Below are 20,292 nucleotides of genomic sequence, written 5' to 3' on the forward strand. Positions count from 1 at the left end.
CGATGAAGCGGTTTTCCGGTTTCAACCTGATCGGCGAGGCGTTCCGCAGCCATCAGGGCTGGCCCGAGCACTGGCCCGACAAGGCCCCCAAGGCGAGCTACGATGCGATCATCGTCGGCGCGGGCGGGCACGGGCTTGGCGCGGCTTATTACCTCGCCAAGAAGTACGGCATCACCAATGTCGCGGTGATCGAGAAGGGCTGGCTGGGCGGCGGGAACACCGGGCGCAACACCACGATCATCCGCTCGAACTACCTCTACGACGAGAGCGCGCACCTCTACGATCACGCGGTGAAGCTGTGGGACGGGCTGAGCCAGGAACTCAACTACAACATCATGTATTCGAAGCGCGGCGTGCTGATGCTCGCGCACAATGTGCATGATGTGCAGAGCTTCAAGCGGCACATCCACGCCAACCGGCTCAACGGCGTCGACAACGAATGGCTGACGCCGGAAGAGTGCAAGGCCTATTGCCCGCCGCTCGATATTTCGCCGCGCACCCGCCATCCGGTGCTGGGCGGCGCGCTGCAGCGGCGCGGCGGCACGGCGCGGCATGACAGCGTGGCCTGGGGTTATGCCCGTGCAGCCTCGGCGCTGGGCGTGGACATCATCCAGAACTGCGCGGTGACGGGCATCCGGCGCGGCGCAGACGGGGCGATCGAGGGCGTCGAGACCGAGCGCGGCTTTATTGCCTCACGCCGGGTCGGCGTTTCGGCGGCGGGCAGCACCTCGCTCGTGATGAAGATGGCCGGCCTCGATTTTCCGCTCGAAAGCTATCCGCTGCAGGCGCTGGTTTCGGAGCCGGTCAAGCCGATCTTCCCTTGCGTCGTCATGTCGAACACCGTCCATGCCTACATGAGCCAGTCCGACAAGGGCGAGCTGGTGATCGGCGCGGGCACCGACCAGTACACCAGTTATTCGCAGCGCGGCGCGTTCCACATCGTCGAGCATACGCTGGCGGCGATCTGCGAGATCTTCCCGATCTTCACGCGCATGCGGATGCTGCGCACGTGGGGCGGCATCGTCGATGTGACGCCGGACCGCTCGCCGATCCTCGGCAAGACGCCGGTCAAGGGGCTCTACGTGAACTGCGGGTGGGGCACCGGCGGCTTCAAGGCGACGCCGGGTGCGGGCGACCTCCTCGCCTACACCATGGCGCACGACGAGCCGCACAAGATCAACGCGCCCTACAATCTCGACCGGTTCCGCAATGGCCGGCTGATCGACGAGGCGGCTGCGGCCGCCGTCGCGCACTGAGGCACACGACATGCTGCTGATTCACTGCCCCTATTGCGAAGAGGCGCGGCCCGAGGTCGAGTTCGCCTATGGCGGCGAAGCGCATATTGCGCGGCCCGTCGATCCTTCGACCTACTCTGACGAGCAGTGGGAGGAATTCCTCTACATCCGCAGCAATCCGCGCGGGCGGCACCATGAGCGGTGGCGCCATTCGCATGGCTGCGGGCGCTTCTTCAACGCGGTGCGCGATACGGTGACGGACGTTTTCGAGACAACTTATAAGGCCGGGGAGGCCCGCAAGTGACCGGTTTTCGTCTGGCAGACGGCGGGCGGATCGACCGCCGCACGAAGCGCAACTTCACGTTCGATGGCAAGGCGCGCTGGGGCTATGCCGGAGACAGCCTTGCCTCCGCGCTGCTGGCGCAAGGGCAGATGCTGTTCGGGCGCTCGTTCAAGTATCACCGGCCGCGCGGTATCCTCGGTGCTGGCGTGGAAGAGCCCAATGCGCTGGTGACGGTGGACCGCGGCCCGGGCCGGGTCACGCCGAACCTGCGCGCGCCTTCGGTTGCGATCCACGACGGGCTCAAGGCTGTGAGCCAGAACCGTTTCCCGACGCTCAAGACCGATCTGATCGCGGTCAACAACGTGCTGTCTGCATTCTTCCCGGCGGGCTTCTACAACAAGACCTTCATGTGGCCGCGCGCCGCGTGGGAGAAGGTCTACGAGCCGATCATCCGGCGGCTTGCGGGGCTGGGCGACAGCCCGACGACGCGCGATCCCGATCATTACGATGCGACGTACGCGCACTGCGAGACACTGGTGGTGGGTGCTGGGCCTGCGGGCATTGCTGCGGCGCTGGAAGCAGCGGCGACCGGCGGCCGCGTGATCCTGATCGACGAGCAGGAAGAAATCGGCGGCGGCGCGCTCAGCGATCCGGCGCAGTGGGCGTGGCTGGCGGAAGCGAGCGCGAAGCTGGCGGCGATGGACAACGTGACCGTCCTCTCACGCACGACGGCCATTGGCCACTATCACCAGAACTTCGTCGTCGCGGCCGAGCGGCTGACCGACCATCTGGCGGTGAACGAGGCCGAAGGGCCGCGCGAGAAGCTTTGGCGCATCCGGGCGGGCGAAGTCGTGCTGGCGATGGGCGCCATCGAACGCCCGCTGGTGTTTGAAGGCAACGATGTGCCCGGCGTGATGCTGGCGAGCGCGGCGAAGACTTTCGCGCTGCGCTATGGCGTAGCGGTGGGCCGCAAGGTCGTCGTCATGGCGGTGCATGACAGCGGTTGGCGCGATGCGCTGGCGCTGCACAAGGCAGGCGTCAACATCGCTGCGATTGTCGATCTGCGGCGCGATGTTGCCTCCGACCTGATCGAAGGCGCACGGGATGCGCGGATCGCCTGCTATCAGGGCTATGCGGTGACAAGCATTTCCGGCGGGCAGGCAGTGAAGGGCGTGACCATCGCGCTGGCAGGCTTCGGCAAGGGGCAGCAGCTCGATTGCGACGCCGTGCTGATGGCTGGTGGCTGGACGCCGACGGTGCATCTGTGGAGCCATGCCAAGGGCACGCTGCGCTGGGACGAGGCCTGGGGCGCGTTCGTGCCCGACAAGACGCATGAGAACCTGCGCTGCGTCGGTGCTTGCGCGGGTGCGTGGAGCTTCGGCAAGGGCCTTCCGGGCGGGCTGTTGCCTGCGCCCAAGCCGCTGCATGAAAGCAAGGCTTTCGTCGATTTCCAGAACGACGTGAAGGCGCGTGATATCGGCCTGGCGGTGCAGGAAGGCTTTCGCTCGATCGAGCATATCAAGCGTTACACCACCAATGGCATGGCGACCGATCAGGGCAAGACTTCGAACCTCAATGGCCTCCAGATCGCCTCAGGCGTGCTGCACCGCCCGGTGACCGAGATCGGCCTTACCACGTTCCGCCCGCCCTATACGCCGCAAAGCTTTGGCGCGATCCTTGGCCACCACAAGGAAGCGCTGTTTCAGCCGCTGCGCAAGACGGTGATCGATGATTGGGCTGCGAGCCATGGCGCGGTCTACGAGAACGTCGCACAGTGGCGCCGTGCGCGTTTCTTCCCGCAAGGCTCCGAGGACATGGACGCGGCGGTGGCGCGGGAGTGCCGCACGGTGCGTTCGGCTGTGGGCGTGTTCGATGCCTCCACGCTCGGCAAGATCGAAGTGGTGGGGTCCGATGCGGCGGAGTTCCTCAACCGCATGTACACGAACCCGTGGAAATCGCTGGAGCCGGGCCGCTGCCGCTATGGTCTGCTGCTGGGCGAGCATGGGTTCATCATCGACGACGGCGTTTCGGCGCGGCTTGCGCCCGACCGGTTCCACTTGACGACCACGACCGGTGGCGCGGCGCGCGTGCTGAACATGATGGAGGACTACCTCCAGACCGAGTGGTCGGACCTCGACGTCTGGCTCACCAGCACGACCGAGCAGTGGGCAGTGATCGCGGTGCAGGGGCCCAAGGCCCGCCGCGTGATCGAGCCGCTGATGGAAGGCATCGACCTTTCGCCGGAAGCCTTCCCGCACATGGCGGTTCGGGAAGGCCGGATCTGCGGCGTGGAGACGCGGCTGTTCCGCGTGAGCTTCACCGGCGAACTCGGCTTTGAAGTCAACGTGCCGGCCGAACATGGGCGCATGGTGTGGGAAGCGATCTGGGCCGAAGGCCAGAAGCACGGCGCGGTCGCCTATGGCACCGAGACGATGCACGTACTGCGCGCGGAGAAGGGCTTCATCATCGTCGGGCAGGATACCGACGGGACGATCACGCCGGACGATGCGGGGCTTGGCTGGGCCGTCGGCAAGAAGAAGCCAGATTTCGTCGGCAAGCGCTCGCTGGCGCGGCCCGACATCGTGGCGCCGGGCCGCAAGCAGCTGGTCGGCCTGCTCACCGATGATCCGCAGGCCGTGCTGGAGGAGGGCGCGCAGATCGTCGCCGATCCGAACCAGCCGGTGCCGATGACGATGCTGGGGCACGTGACGTCTTCGTACCACAGCGCGACGCTGGGCCGCTCGATCGCGATGGCGCTGGTGGCGGGCGGACGTGACCGGATGGGCGAGACGCTGCACATTCCGATGCCCGCGGGGACGATCAGCGCCAAGGTGGTCGCACCGATGTTCTATGATCCGGAAGGGAGCCGCCTGAATGGTTGAGATCGCAGAGATCGCGGTTTCGGCGGCGGAGCTGAAGCTGGGCACCGAGCCGGTGCAGGGTGATGGCGTTCGCCTTTCGCATGCTGACCCCAAGGCGCGCTATTCGCTGCGGGCGCGCGATGCCAAGGTTCTGGCCGCGGTGATCGGGCGCGCATTGCCAGGGAAGATCGGCGATACCGATGGCGGGATTGCCTGCCTTGGTCCAGACGAATGGTATGCGTTGCTGCCCGCGGGGACCGACCTGCCGCGCGTTGAGGGCTTGCCGGCGAGCGTGGTCGACGTTTCCTCGCGCGCGCTGGGACTGGTGCTTGAAGGGCCGGGGGCGCTCGCGGTGCTATCCAGCGGCTGCCCGCTCGATCTGGCGAAGATGGGCGTGGGCCGCGCGACGCGGACGGTGTTTGAGACGGTGGAGATCGTGGTCTGGCGCGAGGCAGAGGATCGCTGGCACGTGGAAGTCTGGCGCAGCTTTGCGACCTGGCTGTGGAACGCGTTCCTAGCCGTGATGCCGCACGCGAAATGAGCGAGGCGGCGCTCAAGGATGCCCTCGCGGCGCTGGGGATCGATTGGTCGATCCTCGAGCATGAGGCGGTCTATACCGTCGAGGAAAGCCTTGCGATCCACGATGCGCTGCCTGGTGCGCATACCAAGAACCTGTTCCTCAAGGACAGCGGCGGGCAGTTCTGGCTGGTGACGGTGGAGCATTCGCGCCGCGTTGACCTCAAGGCGCTGGCCGGCGCGATCGGCGCGAAGAAGCTGAGCTTCGGCAAGGCCGAGGACATGGAGCGGCTGCTGGGGGTGACACCGGGTTCGGTGACCCCGCTGGCCGCGATCAACGATACGGGCGGCGCGGTGCGCGTGGTGCTCGATCCCGAACTTGCGGCGGCGGATGCGGTGCACGTCCATCCCTTGCGCAATACTGCGACGGTGGGCTTGCCGGGCGCGGATCTGGTGCGCGCGCTGGCGGCGTGGGGGCATGACCCGCTGATCGTGACGATCCCCGAGCGCATGGTCGCCGACCCGGCATGACCGTCTCGACCTTCGAGCTGTTCAAGATCGGCATCGGGCCTTCAAGCTCGCACACCGTGGGCCCGATGGTCGCGGCACGGCGGTTCGGTCTGCTGCTGGAGGAGCGCGGGCTGCTGGCCGAGACGGTGCGGGTCGAGGTCGATCTCTATGGCTCGCTGGCGCTGACGGGGAAGGGGCATGCGTCCGATACCGCCGTCCTGCTGGGGCTGATGGGCGAGACGCCGTCCGAAATCGACATCGACGCGGCGCCCGGGAAAATTGCGGCAGTGCATGAGACGGGGCAGATCGACCTGCTCGGCCGGCACCGCGTGCGCTTTGCGCCGGTGGATGATCTTCATTTCCACCAGCGCGAGCGGCAGCCTTTCCACAGCAATGCGATGGCAATTTCCGCGTTCGGCAGGGATGACGCCATCCTGCTGCGTAGGTTCTACTATTCGGTTGGCGGCGGCTTCGTGCTCGACGAGGACGAGGCGGGCCGGAATGCGCCTGCGGGGGATGCCGCGCCGGTGCCCTATCCCTTCACGACCGGCGATGAGCTGATCAAGATGGCGGGTGAGGCTGGCCTGACGATTGCCGAGCTGATGCTGGCAAACGAGACGGCGCTGCGGCCGCTCGCCGAGGTGGAGCAGGGGCTCGACCTGATCGCCGATACGATGGCTGCCTGTATTGACCGGGGTACGTCGCAAGGCGGCGTGCTGCCGGGGGGCCTTCGGGTCAAGCGCCGCGCGCAGGGCATCGCGGCGGAGCTCGTCGCGCGCCAGCAGGCGGCGCTGAGCGATCCGCTGGTGGTGCTGGACTGGATCAACCTCTGGGCCATGGCGGTCAACGAGGAGAATGCCGCGGGCGGCCGCGTGGTGACCGCGCCAACCAATGGTGCGGCGGGGATCATCCCGGCGGTGCTGCGCTATTACGAACGCTGCTATCGCGGCGATCAGGCGGGGCGGCGTGTGTTCCTGCTGACGGCGGCGGCGATCGGCGCGCTCTACAAGCGCAATGCCTCGATCTCGGGCGCGGAAGTGGGGTGCCAGGGCGAAGTTGGGGTCGCGTGCTCGATGGCGGCAGCGGGGCTGACGGCGGTGCTCGGCGGGTCTAACGCGCAGATCGAGAACGCGGCCGAGATCGGCATGGAGCATAACCTCGGACTCACCTGCGATCCGGTTGGGGGCCTCGTGCAGATTCCCTGTATCGAACGCAATGCGATGGGGGCCGTGAAGGCCATCGACGCCTCGCGCCTCGCGCTGCTGGGGGATGGGGAACACATGGTCAGCCTCGACAAGGTGATCGAGACGATGCGCCAGACCGGGTTCGATATGCGCGACAAGTATAAGGAAACCTCGCAGGGCGGGCTCGCGGTCAACGTCGTCGAGTGCTGAAGGCATAAATAGGGACTGTCCCTATTTATGGAGGGCAGGCACATGCTCGTCGACAGCGCTTGCACCCCTTGATACGATCTAGGACAAGTGTTCGGGGTTGGGGGTATCGACATGGCGGTTTCGCGTTTCGGCAAGTGGCTGCAGGGTGGGTTTGTGGCGGCGGCGCTGGCGCTTCCGGCGGGGCAGGCCTTGGCCAAGGAAGCGGTCGATCTGATCCTCCACAAGGGCCAGGTGATCACCGTCGACCGCGCGTTTACGCTCAAGACAGCGGTGGCAGTGAAGGGCGAGCGCATCGTTGCGGTGGGCGGCGAGGAGCTGCTGAATGCCTATTCCGCGCCCAAGGTGATCGACCTTGGCGGCAAGACGTTGATGCCGGGCTTTACCGATACGCACCTCCATCCCAAGCCCGTCTCGCCCAATGATATCGCGGTGCAGGATGCGAAGAGCATCACCGAAGTTCAGGCGATGCTGCGGGCCAAGGCAAAGGAGCTGGGGCCGGGCAAGTGGATCACCGGCTATGGCTGGCAGGAATCGAACTTTGCCGAGAAGCGCAATCTGAGCCGCGCCGATCTCGATGCGGCGGCGCCCAACAACCCGGTCGCGCTGCTGCGCGCGGGATCGCATTCGGCGGCGTACAATACGGCAGCATTCAAGATCGCCAAGGTAGACAAGTCGACGCCTGAGCCTGCGACTGGCCTGATCGAGCGCGGGCCGGACGGCGAGCCGAGCGGGATCATCCGTGAGCGCATGGATGTGGTCTCGAAGTTCATTCCCGATCCAGGCTGGGAAGCGATGCGTGGCCCCACGATCACCTGGCTCAAGCAGATGCTCGCACTCGGCATCACCAGCTTCCATGATGCCAGCGGCACGATCGATGACGAGCCGGTGGACAAGGGCGGCACGGACTCGAAGGACCTGGATCCGCTGTGGGGCGCGTCCAACATGACATGGACGCGCGCGCGCGAGATCTACGCCAAGATGGGCAACGAGCTGCCGCGCATCACGATGTACATCATCCATCCCGGCGCAGAGCGACTGAAGGCATTTCCCTATCACACCGGCTATGGCGACAACCAACTGCGGCTCGGCGCAATCGGCGAGAATGCGGTCGATGGCGGCTTCACCGGGCCGACCGCGTGGCTGCTGGCCGACTACAAGGGCCAACCCGGTTTTCGCGGCAAGGGACGCTTTACCGATGCCGAGTTGCAGGAACTGGTCGACAGCGCGGCCAAGCTCGGCTGGCAGATGGGCATCCATGCCATCGGCGATGCGGCCATCGTGCAGGCAGTGAAGGCTTATCACAACGCGCTGACGACAATCCCCGATTCCGCCCTTGCATCGAATGACCGGCGCTGGTTCCTTGATCACTTCACGATCATGCCGCCCGACGCGACCATGGCGACGATGGCGCAGGATCACGTGATGATCTCGCAGCAGCCCAACTTCCTCTACAATCTCGATGACCGCTATGCCGCGCTGCTCGATGACTGGCGGCTCGCGCACAACAATGCCGTGGTGACGCCGGTCAAGAAGTTCGGCCTATTCATGGCCTTTGCCAGCGACAACCTGCCGATCGGGCCGCTGGTGGGGCTCTATGCCGCGGTAACCCGCAAGGGGCCGAGCGGGGCGGTGCGCGGGCCGGAGGAAGCCGTCACCCGGCAGGAAGCGATCCGCATGTATACGGCGAACGGGCCGTACCTTTCGTGGGAGGAAAACGAGAAAGGCACGCTGGAGCCGGGCAAGCTGGCCGACATGATCGTCCTGCCGTTCGATCCGCTGACCGCGCCGATGGAGACGTTCCTCACTGGTGCGGTCGACATGACTTTTCTTGGCGGGAAGCTGGTCTACCAGCGTCCCGGTAGTGGCAAAAAAGCCGCACTCGCCAAGTAATGGCCTGTGGATAAGGCTGGGGAAGCCGGCAATATTGCAGTAATGGGGCAATTCCCGCGAATTGCCATCGATCTGACTCCGTATCGCGCCAATGCGCGGCCGAAACCCATGGGCTTCGGAAAGCATTACGGCGATGATCGGCAAGCTTCTGCGCAGCGGTTTGATGGCGATGCTGCACCTCGCCTCGAGTCTTTCGGTCGCGACTGTGCCCGGATTGTCTGGCACCGGACTGGAGCATGCGAGATTGATCGGTGCCCTGCAGCTGCAGGGCGAGGTCTTCCATGTTCAGGGTCTGGCACTCGACCCGGCCCATGTCTGGATCACCTCGGTCGACCATGAGCGGCACCGGGCATTCCTCCATGTGTTCGACCGCGCGAGCGGCCAGTTCCTGCGGCGGATCGAGCTCACCGACGGAGCGCGCTACCATCCCGGCGGGCTCTCGCTGGTTGGGGGATCGCTGTGGGTGCCGGTGGCCGAACTGCGGCCGGACAGCTCTGCGGTGCTGCTGGAAATCGATGCTGTGACGCTTTCGGTTCGCCGCCGGATTGCGGTCGCGGATCATATCGGCTGCGTGGCGGCAGAGGGCACACGTCTTGTGGCCGGCAATTGGGACAGCCGGATGCTCTACGAGTTCGATCTGGCGCGTGGCGACAAGCCGGTGCGCGTGGTCCCGAACCCTTCGGCAACGCACTTTCAGGACATGAAGTTCGCCGGCGGAAAGCTGGTTGCGGGCGGTAATGTCGGTTGGCTCGACGGCACGGTCGACTGGATCGATCCGGCAAAGATGCGCGTTACCCGCTCGCTCAAGGCCGGTTTCATCGGCACGGTGCGCCCGTTCGGTCGCGGTGGGCCGATCACCGGCGAAGGCATGGCGATCGAGGGCCGCGAGCTCTATGTCCTGCCCGAGGACGGCCCGAGCCGGGTGTTTCAATTCCGCCTCGACGCCTGAGGACCTTGGGGCTGATCGCCTCCCGATATCAAAATTCTATGGGCTGCATGCAAACGGCGCTTCCGGAGCGCGCGCCGCTTGGATAGGCAGGGGCAAACGGCGCAAGGCCACGAGAGGAGACCCATGCAGCCCCCCTATATTCTTGCCATCGACCAAGGCACCACCTCCAGCCGCTGCATCGTTTTCGATGCCGCCGCGAAGCCGATCGCGGTGGCGCAGCGCGAATTTGCACAGCATTACCCGGCCTCGGGCTGGGTCGAGCATGATCTGGAAGACATCTGGCAGGATGTTGTCACCGTGCTGCGCGAGGCGGTCAGCAAAGCGGGAATCGATGTGGCGGACATCGCCGCCATCGGCATCACCAACCAGCGCGAGACGGTGGCGGTGTGGGACCGAGCGACGGGCAAGCCGATCCACCGCGCGATTGTCTGGCAGGATCGACGCACGGCAGATACGTGCGCAAGACTCAAGGCAGATGGGGCCGAGCAGCTGTTTGCGGCGAAGACCGGGCTTCTGCTCGATCCCTACTTCTCGGGCACCAAGCTCGCGTGGATTCTCGATGAAGTGGCCGGCGCGCGCGCGGCGGCGGACCGGGGTGAACTTGCCTTCGGCACGATCGATTGCTTCCTCCTTTCGCGGCTGACGCGCGGCAAGGTCCATGCGACCGATCCGAGCAACGCCTCGCGCACGCTGATGTTCGATATCGGCAAGCAGCAATGGGATGAGGAACTGCTGCGCCTGCTGCGCGTGCCTGCCTCTGTGCTGCCGGACGTGCAGGACAATTCTTACATATTCGGCGAGTGCGACCCCGCGATCCTCGGCCGCGCAATTCCGATTGCGGGCATGGCCGGGGACCAGCAGGCGGCGCTGTTCGGGCAGGCGTGCTTCCGCCCCGGCATGACCAAATCGACCTACGGCACTGGTGCCTTTGCGCTGATGAACATCGGCACCAAGCCGATCCCTTCGAAGAAGCGCATGCTGACAACCGTGGGCTACCGCCTCAACGGTGAGACGACTTATGCGCTGGAAGGCGCGATCTTTGTGGCGGGTGCGGCGGTCAAGTGGCTGCGCGATGGGCTCAAGATCATCACCCATGCCTCCGACACGCATGACATGGCGGTGCGCGTGCCGGACAACCACGGCGTCTACATGGTGCCGGCCTTCGTGGGGCTGGGCGCACCGCACTGGAACCCCGATGCGCGCGGGCTGATCTGCGGGCTGACGCTGGATGCGGGCGCGGCGCATGTCGCCCGCGCGGCGCTCGAATCGGTGGCGTACCAGACGCTCGATATGATCAATGCCATGCGCGAGGATGCCAACCCCGGCGATGCCGCACTGCGCATCGATGGCGGCATGGCGGCGAACGACTGGCTGGGGCAGTTTCTGGCTGACGTGCTGGTCGCGCCGGTGGAGCGGCCGGTCAGCGTCGAGACGACGGCGCTGGGCGCGGCGTTCCTCGCCGGACTTGCGACGGGCGTGTGGAGCGATCTCGCGGCGCTGGAAGCAACCTGGACCAGCGACCGCCGCTTCGAGCCGAAGATGAGCGCGGCGCTGCGCAGCGATCTTGTCGCCGGGTGGCACAAGGCCGTGGCGCGGGCGCTGCTCTAAAGCAGCGCTGCGGCGCGGACGAGGTCTTCGGGTCGGTCCACATCGAGCGCGAGCGCGGGATCGAGCGGAACGACAGGCGCGCCCTTGAGCCGGCCTGCGCCGCCGCGATCGCCATCGAGTGCGGTGAGGGCGGCATAGTGGGCCGCGCCGAACAGGGCGGGCGGCATGGTCACGCCATCCGCTTCGGTGGCTATGCGGTCTCCATCGAACTGGGTGACGAGCGCGTGGATGTGGGCTGGCGGGACCAGCGGCATGTCTGCCAGCGCCACCAGCACGCCGCGCGGCCCCGCCGCCTGCGCAGCGGCGATCCCCAGCGCGAGGGAGCGGGCCTGCGGAGCGCCGGGCGGTGTCAGCGGCACGCAAGTGTAGCCGAGGTCGGAAAGGTCGGGCACATGAGGTCCGATCACCGCATAGCGCGCGGCGAAGGGCAGGGCCGCCAGCATCTGTGCCGCGTGAAGCGCGAGTGGCTTGCCGCCAAGCGGCGCGATCAGCTTTGGGCCACCGAAGCGCACGGACTGCCCGCCAGCGAGCAGAACCAGCGCGATGCCGGTGTAGTCCGTCTCAGTTGCGGGTGGGGACATGCGCGGCGGGATCTTGCCCCGACCGGCCCGGGGCGTGCCCGCTCCAGCCTGGTAAGCCCGCGCAGGCCTGATAGTCCTGAACCAGTTCACCGAGGATCGAGAGCGCGAGCGTCGCGGGATCGCGCGTCGCCGGGATGAGGCCGATCCCGCCGCGCAGTGCATCGAGGCTGGCCTGCGGAACGCCGATGGTGCGCAGACCCGCAAGCCGCGCCCGGTGCGTGCGCGCGCTGCCGACCGCGCCGTGGTAGAACCCGTCCTGCGCCAGGGCGAGGGGCAGGAGGTGTTCCTCCCAATCGTGATCGTGGAAGAGGAACACGAAGGCCGTCCAGGGATCGCCGAGCAGCAGCGGCAGCGCGGTGCGGCTCGCCAGCAGCGTGATGCCGGGCTCAGCCGCGGCGTGGCGATCGGTTGCAGGTGCGTAGGCCTCCACCGCAAGGCCGAAAGCGCGCGCAAGGCGAACGAGGGCAATGAGGTCTTCGCCGTGCCCGAGCGCGACAAGCCGCAGCGGCGGCGCATAGGCGCGCTGGAAGCCCTGTGCGCCCGGGGCGTCGGCCAAGGTGACTCCATCCTCGCCAAGCCGGAGTGTGGCTGCCTTGCGGCCGACAAGCCGAGCAAGAACCTGCGCGATCACGGCGGGATCGGGACGCGGCGTAAACAGCAGGTCGATCCCGCCGCCGCAGGGCAGGCGGATATCCAGATAGGGCGAGCCGATGCCGTATCGCACCGTACGGCCTTGGCCCCGCGCCAGCACGTCTTGCGCTTCTGCGATCACGGCAGCTTCGACACAACCGCCGGAAAAGGACCCGGCGCTGCGGCCATCAGCAAGCACGGCCATCTGCGCGCCGATCCCGCGCGAGGAGCCCCCTTCGATCCCGGTCAGCGTGACGAGCACGCCTTCGACACCGGTTGCAGCGCCTTCGAGCAGCAGGCCGAGAATGCTGCGATCATCGTGCGCGGCCCCGCTCTGAGCCGTCATTGCTTGGAGCCCGGATACTGGAGACGCAGCGAAGCCGGGGCGCGGCACTTGCGGATCGATTCATTCGCCAGCCGCAGCCGTTCTGCCTTGAGCGAGACACTGGTGAGGGCGAACTGGCGCTCGTGCGCGACTTCCTCGCCGGTGAACGGCTTGGTGCCGGCGGGCACGCTCTTGCCGCCGAGCACGAAGACCACGTAGTTCATGAGGTCCGCGAGCTGCGCATTGTCGGTGATACGGCTGTGCGCGACATTGGGCAGGCGCAGCAGATAGGCGCGGCTTTCCGGCGTGCACATGAACCAGCCGACGCGGTCCTTGATCTCTGGCAGGTGTGCGGGGACGGTCGTGCCGCGCAGGCCATGGCAACCGGCGCAGTTCTCGATAAAGTCGCTCTGCGCAAGTTCAGGGTCTGCCATCATGGCGCGCACATCCGCCGTGATCTCGGGCGAATGGTTGTCCGGCTCAGCCGCGCGGAGCGAGCCGAGCGACACGGCGCCAAGCAGGGCGGCAGCGGCGATGAGGCCCATGCGCTTGTTCATACGCCTATCCTTAGACCCGTTCGCCGCCTGCCGGAACCCCCGTTCGACCCAGCAGCGTCAGGCCGTGCCGACGAGGACCGCGGTCGAGCAGTGGTATTCCATGCTCGTCGTGCCGAAGCACCAGATCACGTCGTTGTTGAGCTGCGGCACGTAGAGCTGCGTTTCGCGGTCCGTGCCGTCGCAATCGCACTTGTTGCAGTAGGCCTTGCCGCAGCAATCGCGGTAGGCGATCAGGTAGGCACGGCCGTCATCGGGATTGATGCAGGTGCCCACCCACGAGACGGGCGAGTGTTCCGCGCCCGGCGGACAGCGGTTGACCGCGCCGCCGCAGCACGAGCAGAGCGAGCCGTCGATGGCGCAGTAGCGCCAGTAATCGCACTTGGTGTCGTCCTTGCTCTGAGCATTGCGGGCGAAGGTCGTCTTTGCCTCGGGTGAGCGATCGGGCTTGGCGGCGCTGGCGCGGCTGACCGGCAGGACCGGGAAGACCGGCGCGGCAACCAGCGCGAGGCCGAGCCGGGCGAGAATGCCGCGGCGCGAGGTACCGCCGGCAAAGCGGCGGAGCAACTTTTCGCCCATGGCGTCGGGATTGAAGGTCTTCATGAGCTTGTCCCCTGTAGTGCGCTGGAACCGTATGCGTTGGATGGGATAAGGGCGATCAATTGGCGACGGCCTTGAGCTTGCCGATATAGTCTTGGACCGAACGGATGCCCATTTCGTGGGCGATGATCAGGCTTTCGAGATGCTCGCGGCTGTTGACGAGGCCCTTGGAGAGGATCGTGCCGTGCTCGTCCATCAGAACGGCATAGGGTAGCTTTGCGACTTCGTAGGCCTGCCCGACTTCCGGACCGTTGATGAACTGATACCCGCCAAGGCTGTGTTCGGCGATCATCTGGCGCTGCGCGGCCACATCGTCATCGCCGATGAAGACGAGCTGCACACGTTCATCGCGGGCGAAGGACTTGGCCATCGGGATGAGGTTCTTGCATAGCGGGCATGAGGGCGAGACGAACATCAGCAGCCGCAGCGGCACGCCGTGAACGTGGCCGCCCACCGTGGTCGCGGTGCCTTCGATCGTCGTGGCGGGGATCGCGGTGGCCGCGCTGCCGACCGCAGGGCCAGCCGAAGTCGTCAAGGCGCCGGCGGGGGCCACGCGCATGTGCAGCACGCCAACCTGACGGGCGAGCGCAAGTAGCGCGACCACCAGCAGCAGGATGACGATCCACGACACGATCGTCGAGACGAGCAGAGCTTGCAGCATTCGGTTACCTCCGCTGGGCCGCGAGCGGCGAAGCCGCCAGCGCCCCGATGGCGTTGAAAAGCAGGTAGAGCAGGTAGACAGCGATGCCGCCGGCATAGGCAACAGCGCGGTCCATCGGGGCAAGCCCGGTTTCCGGCACGAAGACGAGGCAGAGCGCAAGGAGGGCGGCGAGCGCAAGATTACGCCCGACAAGCAGCCAGCTGAGCGGTTGACGCAAGTCCGAACGGCCGCACCCGCAATCAATCTCCCGGCGCCCGCGGACGATGTTGATACCCATCGCAGCGGCGAAGATGACCAGCAAACCGATGGCGACAGGCGCGAAGAGCCAGGTGCCGATCATCAGGCCGATGCCTACCACCAACTCCAGCCACGGCAGCACCGCAGCGACCGGAGCGACCAACGCGGTGGGCAGCAAGCGATAATTGGCGATGACGCCGCCCAGAAGATCGGTGTGGCGCAGCTTGGCCTGGCCAGCGCCTAGAAACACGAGCCCGACGCCCACCGCCCCGGCATAGCCGAGCACGCTGAGCCCCGTCCCGCCGAGCACCGCCAGGGTCAAGGCGCCCCCGTCTGCCATCAGGGCTCCAGCGTCCGCAGCACGCCGCCCGCCGACTTCTCGAGCTTGAACTTCTCTTCGCCCGTCTTGGCATCGAGGATCAGCAGCGTCCCGCTTTCGCCCGCGAGCACCAGCTTGGCGTTCGGTTCCTGGGTCACCGCGATTTCTTCAGCCGGATCTTCCAGCGGGATGCGTTTCACGACCTTCTTGGCCGCGACGTCGAGTTCCCACACTTCGGTGCCGGGCGCCTTGTGCGTCCAGTATTCGCCGGTGTGCATCAGCACGAAAGCGTGACCGGTGCCGAGGTGATAGGCAAGGCCCTGGCGCGCGCCGGGATACCAGTGCACGTCGAGCGGCTTGGTATCGGCGGGCGAAACTCCGGCCGCGGCCTGGATCGAGAAGGGCTCCGAAATGGTCGGCGTCGCGCCGAGCTTGGCGGTGTAGACCTGGCCGGTATAGGTCAGGAACACGGCCTCCTGCTTCGCGCCGTCATAGCCGAAATTGTCGAAGATCGGATCGTTGGTGGCCGAAAAGAACGGCGCGGAGCGGGTGATTTCCGGCTTGGTGGCGGCGACCTTGACGGTGGCGAGCGAGCCATCGGAGCACAGTGCCGAGAAACCGACGCCGGTGACCGGCATCAGGCTGGCGCAACCGGGCAGCTCGATCTTCTTGAGGAACTTGCCCTTCACCATATCGATCACGTTGACCGACGAGGCCGGATCGAGGTTGTAGACATAGGCTGTCTTGCCGGCGTCGGCGATCACGAAGTTGAACTTGCGTCCGCCGATCAGGATGCGGCCGGGCATCGTGATCTCGCTCTTCAGCTTGAGCGTCGCGGAATCATAAACCGTGATCATGTCCTGCCGGGTGCCGCGCCAGCCCTTGGTCCAGATGCTTTCGGACACGTAGAAGGCCTTGCCGGCGGGATCGAGCGCGAGGTCCGAAAGGTTCGAAGACTCGATGAGGCCGAGCATCTTGCCGGTATCGGTGTCGTAGATCGCGTTGCCCGGCATGACGAAGCCGCGCTCAACGAAGACCCAGCTGGGCTTCGGCGCGGGAAGCGTGACGGCCTCCAGCTCTGGATCGGGCTGCAGCGGATCAGCCGCGTGGGCGGCCGGGATGCCGCCCAGCAAGGCGATCGCGCAGGCAGCCGCAGCGGTGTTCCTGCCCATGACGGAGAGCGATGATTTGCCCTGAACCTTCATCATCTTCATCTGGCCTGGCCCCTTCTGCCTGAAACGCCTGAACCCTTCGATCTGCAGCAACGCAGCCCCTGCAGGTTGCGATCCCGCCCGCTACCATGAGGTACTTGCGAGAGGCCGGCAATCTGCTGCGCGTTGTGCAGTTGCGAGAAAGTTTTGACGAGCGTCCAGTTTTAGTCAAGCGCTTTGTCGGGGATTTTTTTGACCGATGCGAATGGCTTGAATGGCAGGTCGGAAGAGGGGTGCGGTGTGTGCCCTGCTGCCGCCACAGCCCGCGTCAGGAACCCGGTTTCCTAGTGCGCCTGCGCAATCTGTTCGGGCGTGATCGACTTGACGAGTGCCACCATGGCCTCGGCGGCAATCGTGGTGATCTGCGGCATCTTGTCGGCCCAGGGCTTCTCGAAACCGAGGAAGGGTGTCGTCCCTTCCATCGAGGCGCTGATGTACAGCGCGAGCGTGTGGACCTGGTCCGGCGAAAGGGCAGGATTGAGCTCGATAACCACCTCGCCGATGAAATCGTGCACACGCTGGTAGAACGCGCGCACGCGGTCGGCGACGAAGGGATTGTGATTGGCCAGCGCCCATAACTCGGTGAACAGGCGCGTGGTGCGCTTGCCGGCGATATCGTCGAGACACAGCTTGACGATCAGGCGCAAGCGGTCTTCCGGCGAGATCGCAGGCTGGCGGACTTCGCTTTCGAGCAGCTTGTCGTAGCTCTCGAGCAGCTCGTCCAGCATGATCTTGATCAGCATTTCCTTGCGCGGGAAATGGTAGCTGACATTGCCGACCTTCATGCCGCTGGCGCTGGCGATGCGGCGGATGGTGAACGCGCTCGCACCTTCCTCGATCAGCACATCGTGCGCGGCTTTGAGGATGACGCCAACGGTTTCGGTGCCCCGCGCATAAGTGCCGGGGCGGGGGCCGCTGGCCATGGCTTCGTCAATGGGAATACCGGCTTCGCGGAGCTCTTCTGCCAGCGTGACGGTATTACGATCCATGCGCGAGGCGTAGCATGGGCGGACAAGCGCCACCAGCCTGCCCTTTCAGCAAATCGCTCTTGACGGAATCTTGAACTTTGTCCAGACTTTACGGGGTAAAGTTTAGTATATGTAATTAAACGGTTATTACCCGGCCTAAGCTCGATTGATACGTTGCTGTATCGCCGAGGAAACAGGGTGGAAATTCTCGCGACTTTGCCGGTCTGGCGTGCCGATGCCGCCCCGGCCACTTGAAAGGACCGCAATGGCGATCTCGCTGACCGTGAACCGCAAGCCCCGCACCGTCGATGTCGAGCCTGACAAGCCGCTGCTGTGGGTGCTGCGCGAGGACCTCAATATGCCGGGCACCAAGTTCGGCTGCGGCGCAGGCCTGTGCGGCGCCTGCACGGTGATCCTGAACGGGGAGGCGGTGCGCTCGTGCCAGACGGCGCTCTCCGATGCTGCGGGCAAGGATATCGTGACAATCGAAGGCGTTGCTGCCTCGCCGGTCGGCGCCAAGGTGGTCGAGGCCTGGACCGCGCTCGACGTGCCGCAGTGCGGCTATTGCCAGGCCGGCCAGATCATGTCGGCCACCGCGCTGCTGACAGCGACGCCCAAGCCCTCCGCCGATGAAGTAACCGCGGGCATGGCGGGCAACATCTGCCGCTGCGCAACCTATCTGCGCATTCAGAAGGCCATCGCCGAGGCGAGCAAGGCCATTTCGGGAGCTGCCGCATGAACGCCGTCTCCGTCTCCCGCCGCTCGTTCCTTGCCGCCTCGCTGGCCGGCGGGGCCGCCCTGACCTTCGAGGCAAAACTGGCTTTCGCTGCTGCACCGGGCGGCGCCGAACCCGCCATGCTGGGTGTTTTCGTGAGCATTGCGCCCGACAACACGGTGACAATCCTCGCGAAGAACCCCGAGATCGGGCAGGGCGTGAAGACCATGCTGCCGATGCTGATCGCCGAGGAACTCGACGTCGCGTGGAGCCAGGTCAAGATCCAGCAAGCCGACGATGATGGCGCCAAGTATGGCCCGCAGTTCGCCGGCGGCAGCATGACGACGCCGCTCAACTGGCTGCCCGCACGGCAGGCCGGTGCCGGCGCCCGCGCGATGCTCATTGCCGCTGCCGCGCAGCAGTGGGGCGTGCCCGCCGCCAGCCTTACGACGAGCGAAGGCAAGGTTCTGCACGCTGCGAGCAGCCGTTCGATCACCTATGCCGCGCTTGCGCCGGTGGCCGCGAAGATGGCCGCACCCGATCTCGAGAAGGTGCCGTTGAAGTCGCCCAAGGACTTCAAGATCGTCGGCAAGCCGATGAAGGGCGTGGATACCCCGGCGATCGTCCGCGGCGAGCCGCTGTTCGGCATCGATGCGCACCCGCCGGGCATGCTCTATGCCGCGATGGTCAAGTGCCCGGTGATCAGCGGCACACTCAAGCGCTTCGACGATGCCGCGGTCAAGAAGGAAAAGGGCGTCCTCGCGGTCGTGCCGATCACCGATGGCGAGGTTGCGGCGGGCAAGCACAATGCCGTCGCGATTGTCGGCGACAGCTGGTGGCGCGTCCACAAGGCGCGCGAGAAGCTGGCGGTCGAGTGGGATACGGCAGGGTTCGACGGCTATTCGACCAACGGCTATAGCGCCATGGCCAAGGCGATGCTGGCGGCGGCGCCGGCGGCGGACCTGTTCAAGGCCGGCAACGCCGACGCGGCGCTTGCCAAGGCGGCCAAGGTGGTGACGGCAGACTATGCCTATCCCTTCCTCGCCCACGCCACGTTAGAGCCGCAGAACTGCACCGCGCTATGGCATCCGGACGGCAAGCTCGAGTTCTGGGCGCCCACGCAGGATCCGGGCACCGCGCGCGGCGATGTCGCCAAGGTGCTGGGGATCGATCCGGCTGCGATGACGATCCACATGACCCGTATTGGCGGCGGCTTCGGCCGGCGCCTGATGAGCGACTTCATGGTCCAGACCGCCTGCATCGCGAAGGCGCTGCCAGGCCGGCCGGTCAAGCTGCTCTATGATCGCACCGACGACCTCCGGAACGATTACTTCCGGCCCGCCGGATGGCACCGCATGACCGCGGGGATCGATGCGAGCGGCGCGCTGGTGGCGCTCAAGGATCACTTCATCACGTTCGGCGCAAACGGCAAGCCGATGCGCGCGGCGGCCATGCTCGCGAGCGAGTTCCCCGGGCCGGCGTTGCCCGATGTGCATTATGGCGTCTCGTACCTCAAGACGAACGTGACGACGGGCTGGCTGCGCGCGCCGACCTCGAACGCGGTGGCTTTCGTGTTCCAGGGCTTCCTCGACGAAGTGGCCGAAGCGGCGGGCACGGACTTGCCCTCGCTGATGATCATGACGCTGGGCGCGCCGCGCCAGTTTCCTTCGTCTGATCCCGATGAGCCGGTGTTCGACACGCCGCGCGCGCGCGGCGTGGTCGAGGCGGTGACGAAGTTTGCGGGCTGGACGGGCAAGCGCTCGACCACCGCCGGCAAGGGGCGCGGTTTCGGGTTCTATTTCAGCCACCGCGGCTACTTTGCCGAAGTGGTGGACCTCACCGTGGCAGACGGCCAGATCACGATCGACAAGGTCTGGGTGGCGGGCGATATCGGCAGCCAGGTGATCAACCCGCTCAATGCCGAACACCAGATGCAGGGCGCGGTGATCGACGGTATCGCGCAGGCGCTGGTGTGGCAGCCGACCGAACAGAAGGCGGGCGCGGTGACGACCGAGAACTTCGGCGACTTCCCGCTGATCCGCATCAACCAGACGCCCGGCGAGGTCGCGATCACTTGGGTGGTGACCGAATATCCGCCGACCGGGCTTGGCGAGCCGACCTTGCCGCCGGTGATCCCGGCGATTGCCAATGCGATCAAGGATGCAACGGGCAAGCGGCTGCGCAGCCTGCCTCTCTCGCTGGCGTGACGTCGCTGGCGCCGTATTGGCGCCGGGTTGACATCGCC

At 66.0% G+C, this 20,292-nt stretch carries 19 protein-coding genes; 11 read left to right on the forward strand and 8 right to left on the reverse strand.

The window, feature by feature from the left end; all coding sequences use genetic code 11:
- The first annotated feature begins 2 nt into the window (after window positions 1–2).
- The 9 genes from Q0082_RS14755 to glpK all read left to right on the forward strand — a co-directional run bounded on the left by Q0082_RS14755 (window position 3) and on the right by glpK (window position 11,246).
- A complete protein-coding gene (locus Q0082_RS14755; RefSeq protein ID WP_298194033.1) occupies window positions 3–1,256 on the forward strand; it encodes a sarcosine oxidase subunit beta family protein in 1,254 nt (417 codons plus the stop codon).
- A 10-nt stretch (window positions 1,257–1,266) separates the two neighbouring features.
- The gene (locus Q0082_RS14760; protein ID WP_298194036.1) at window positions 1,267–1,539 is read left to right on the forward strand and encodes a sarcosine oxidase subunit delta; all 273 of its coding nucleotides are present in this window, start codon (window positions 1,267–1,269) and stop codon (window positions 1,537–1,539) included.
- The gene (locus tag Q0082_RS14765) at window positions 1,536–4,400 is read left to right on the forward strand and encodes a 2Fe-2S iron-sulfur cluster-binding protein (protein ID WP_298194039.1); all 2,865 of its coding nucleotides are present in this window, start codon (window positions 1,536–1,538) and stop codon (window positions 4,398–4,400) included. Before Q0082_RS14760 ends, Q0082_RS14765 begins: the two co-directional genes overlap by 4 nt.
- Window positions 4,393–4,920 carry a sarcosine oxidase subunit gamma family protein gene (locus Q0082_RS14770; RefSeq protein WP_298194041.1) on the forward strand — a complete coding sequence of 176 codons (528 nt, stop codon included), beginning with the start codon at window positions 4,393–4,395 and terminating at the stop codon, window positions 4,918–4,920. Before Q0082_RS14765 ends, Q0082_RS14770 begins: the two co-directional genes overlap by 8 nt.
- Window positions 4,917–5,426 (forward strand): prolyl-tRNA synthetase associated domain-containing protein, encoded by a 510-nt coding sequence (locus tag Q0082_RS14775; protein ID WP_298194044.1) that lies wholly within the window; start codon window positions 4,917–4,919, stop codon window positions 5,424–5,426. The genes Q0082_RS14770 and Q0082_RS14775 overlap by 4 nt, the downstream gene beginning before the upstream one ends.
- Window positions 5,423–6,799, forward strand: coding sequence for an L-serine ammonia-lyase (locus tag Q0082_RS14780; protein ID WP_298194046.1), 1,377 nt, complete (start codon window positions 5,423–5,425; stop codon window positions 6,797–6,799). Before Q0082_RS14775 ends, Q0082_RS14780 begins: the two co-directional genes overlap by 4 nt.
- Before the next feature lie 111 nt (window positions 6,800–6,910).
- Complete coding sequence (locus Q0082_RS14785) at window positions 6,911–8,689, forward strand: amidohydrolase (protein WP_298194049.1); 1,779 nt, start codon at window positions 6,911–6,913, stop codon at window positions 8,687–8,689.
- A gap of 133 nt (window positions 8,690–8,822) precedes the next feature.
- Window positions 8,823–9,638 carry a DUF6454 family protein gene (locus Q0082_RS14790; protein WP_298194051.1) on the forward strand — a complete coding sequence of 272 codons (816 nt, stop codon included), beginning with the start codon at window positions 8,823–8,825 and terminating at the stop codon, window positions 9,636–9,638.
- Window positions 9,639–9,761: 123 nt separating this feature from the next.
- The gene (gene glpK / locus Q0082_RS14795; protein ID WP_298194053.1) at window positions 9,762–11,246 is read left to right on the forward strand and encodes a glycerol kinase GlpK; all 1,485 of its coding nucleotides are present in this window, start codon (window positions 9,762–9,764) and stop codon (window positions 11,244–11,246) included.
- Here glpK and Q0082_RS14800 read toward each other — a convergent pair.
- From Q0082_RS14800 to Q0082_RS14835, 8 genes are all read right to left on the reverse strand, one after another.
- The gene (locus tag Q0082_RS14800) at window positions 11,243–11,827 is read right to left on the reverse strand and encodes an NTP transferase domain-containing protein (RefSeq protein ID WP_298194056.1); all 585 of its coding nucleotides are present in this window, start codon (window positions 11,825–11,827) and stop codon (window positions 11,243–11,245) included. The two genes, glpK and Q0082_RS14800, sit on opposite strands and share 4 nt — an antisense overlap.
- Window positions 11,808–12,803: an XdhC family protein gene (locus Q0082_RS14805; protein ID WP_298194057.1), complete on the reverse strand. Its 996-nt coding sequence runs from the start codon at window positions 12,801–12,803 to the stop codon at window positions 11,808–11,810. Before Q0082_RS14805 ends, Q0082_RS14800 begins: the two co-directional genes overlap by 20 nt.
- The gene (locus Q0082_RS14810) at window positions 12,800–13,339 is read right to left on the reverse strand and encodes a cytochrome C (protein WP_298194059.1); all 540 of its coding nucleotides are present in this window, start codon (window positions 13,337–13,339) and stop codon (window positions 12,800–12,802) included. Before Q0082_RS14810 ends, Q0082_RS14805 begins: the two co-directional genes overlap by 4 nt.
- A 57-nt stretch (window positions 13,340–13,396) precedes the next feature.
- Window positions 13,397–13,939, reverse strand: a complete 543-nt coding sequence (locus Q0082_RS14815; RefSeq protein WP_298194060.1) for a methylamine dehydrogenase light chain — start codon at window positions 13,937–13,939, stop codon at window positions 13,397–13,399.
- Window positions 13,940–13,994: 55 nt separating this feature from the next.
- Window positions 13,995–14,597 carry a methylamine utilization protein MauD gene (locus Q0082_RS14820; RefSeq protein ID WP_298194062.1) on the reverse strand — a complete coding sequence of 201 codons (603 nt, stop codon included), beginning with the start codon at window positions 14,595–14,597 and terminating at the stop codon, window positions 13,995–13,997.
- Between the two features lie 4 nt (window positions 14,598–14,601).
- Window positions 14,602–15,174 carry a MauE/DoxX family redox-associated membrane protein gene (locus Q0082_RS14825; protein ID WP_298194064.1) on the reverse strand — a complete coding sequence of 191 codons (573 nt, stop codon included), beginning with the start codon at window positions 15,172–15,174 and terminating at the stop codon, window positions 14,602–14,604.
- A complete protein-coding gene (locus tag Q0082_RS14830; RefSeq protein ID WP_298194067.1) occupies window positions 15,174–16,367 on the reverse strand; it encodes an amine dehydrogenase large subunit in 1,194 nt (397 codons plus the stop codon). The genes Q0082_RS14825 and Q0082_RS14830 overlap by 1 nt, the downstream gene beginning before the upstream one ends.
- Before the next feature lie 281 nt (window positions 16,368–16,648).
- Window positions 16,649–17,353: a TetR family transcriptional regulator C-terminal domain-containing protein gene (locus tag Q0082_RS14835; protein ID WP_298194069.1), complete on the reverse strand. Its 705-nt coding sequence runs from the start codon at window positions 17,351–17,353 to the stop codon at window positions 16,649–16,651.
- Between the two features lie 244 nt (window positions 17,354–17,597).
- On the opposite strand from Q0082_RS14835, the gene Q0082_RS14840 reads away from it, so the two are divergent.
- Together Q0082_RS14840 and Q0082_RS14845 are read left to right on the forward strand one after the other, a co-directional pair.
- Window positions 17,598–18,071 carry a (2Fe-2S)-binding protein gene (locus tag Q0082_RS14840; RefSeq protein ID WP_298194071.1) on the forward strand — a complete coding sequence of 158 codons (474 nt, stop codon included), beginning with the start codon at window positions 17,598–17,600 and terminating at the stop codon, window positions 18,069–18,071.
- Window positions 18,068–20,254 carry a molybdopterin cofactor-binding domain-containing protein gene (locus tag Q0082_RS14845; protein ID WP_298194073.1) on the forward strand — a complete coding sequence of 729 codons (2,187 nt, stop codon included), beginning with the start codon at window positions 18,068–18,070 and terminating at the stop codon, window positions 20,252–20,254. The genes Q0082_RS14840 and Q0082_RS14845 overlap by 4 nt, the downstream gene beginning before the upstream one ends.
- The last annotated feature ends 38 nt before the right edge of the window (window positions 20,255–20,292 follow it).

This window comes from Novosphingobium sp., from assembly GCF_027489515.1.
Classification (GTDB): domain Bacteria; phylum Pseudomonadota; class Alphaproteobacteria; order Sphingomonadales; family Sphingomonadaceae; genus Novosphingobium.

Excerpts from the sequence above, each read along its gene's own strand:
- Q0082_RS14770 (WP_298194041.1), top strand. The coding sequence starts at position 4,393 with ATGGTTGAGATCGCAGAGATCGCGGTTTCGGCGGCGGAGCTGAAGCTG.
- Q0082_RS14760 (WP_298194036.1), top strand. The coding sequence starts at position 1,267 with ATGCTGCTGATTCACTGCCCCTATTGCGAAGAGGCGCGGCCCGAGGTC.
- Q0082_RS14840 (WP_298194071.1), top strand. The coding sequence starts at position 17,598 with ATGGCGATCTCGCTGACCGTGAACCGCAAGCCCCGCACCGTCGATGTC.
- Q0082_RS14845 (WP_298194073.1), top strand. The coding sequence starts at position 18,068 with ATGAACGCCGTCTCCGTCTCCCGCCGCTCGTTCCTTGCCGCCTCGCTG.
- Q0082_RS14830 (WP_298194067.1), bottom strand. The coding sequence starts at position 16,367 with ATGAAGATGATGAAGGTTCAGGGCAAATCATCGCTCTCCGTCATGGGC.
- Q0082_RS14775 (WP_298194044.1), top strand. The coding sequence starts at position 4,917 with ATGAGCGAGGCGGCGCTCAAGGATGCCCTCGCGGCGCTGGGGATCGAT.
- Q0082_RS14825 (WP_298194064.1), bottom strand. The coding sequence starts at position 15,174 with ATGGCAGACGGGGGCGCCTTGACCCTGGCGGTGCTCGGCGGGACGGGG.
- Q0082_RS14755 (WP_298194033.1), top strand. The coding sequence starts at position 3 with ATGAAGCGGTTTTCCGGTTTCAACCTGATCGGCGAGGCGTTCCGCAGC.
- Q0082_RS14810 (WP_298194059.1), bottom strand. The coding sequence starts at position 13,339 with ATGAACAAGCGCATGGGCCTCATCGCCGCTGCCGCCCTGCTTGGCGCC.
- Q0082_RS14800 (WP_298194056.1), bottom strand. The coding sequence starts at position 11,827 with ATGTCCCCACCCGCAACTGAGACGGACTACACCGGCATCGCGCTGGTT.
- Q0082_RS14820 (WP_298194062.1), bottom strand. The coding sequence starts at position 14,597 with ATGCTGCAAGCTCTGCTCGTCTCGACGATCGTGTCGTGGATCGTCATC.
- Q0082_RS14805 (WP_298194057.1), bottom strand. The coding sequence starts at position 12,803 with ATGACGGCTCAGAGCGGGGCCGCGCACGATGATCGCAGCATTCTCGGC.
- glpK (WP_298194053.1), top strand. The coding sequence starts at position 9,762 with ATGCAGCCCCCCTATATTCTTGCCATCGACCAAGGCACCACCTCCAGC.
- Q0082_RS14815 (WP_298194060.1), bottom strand. The coding sequence starts at position 13,939 with ATGAAGACCTTCAATCCCGACGCCATGGGCGAAAAGTTGCTCCGCCGC.
- Q0082_RS14835 (WP_298194069.1), bottom strand. The coding sequence starts at position 17,353 with ATGGATCGTAATACCGTCACGCTGGCAGAAGAGCTCCGCGAAGCCGGT.
- Q0082_RS14780 (WP_298194046.1), top strand. The coding sequence starts at position 5,423 with ATGACCGTCTCGACCTTCGAGCTGTTCAAGATCGGCATCGGGCCTTCA.
- Q0082_RS14785 (WP_298194049.1), top strand. The coding sequence starts at position 6,911 with ATGGCGGTTTCGCGTTTCGGCAAGTGGCTGCAGGGTGGGTTTGTGGCG.
- Q0082_RS14790 (WP_298194051.1), top strand. The coding sequence starts at position 8,823 with ATGATCGGCAAGCTTCTGCGCAGCGGTTTGATGGCGATGCTGCACCTC.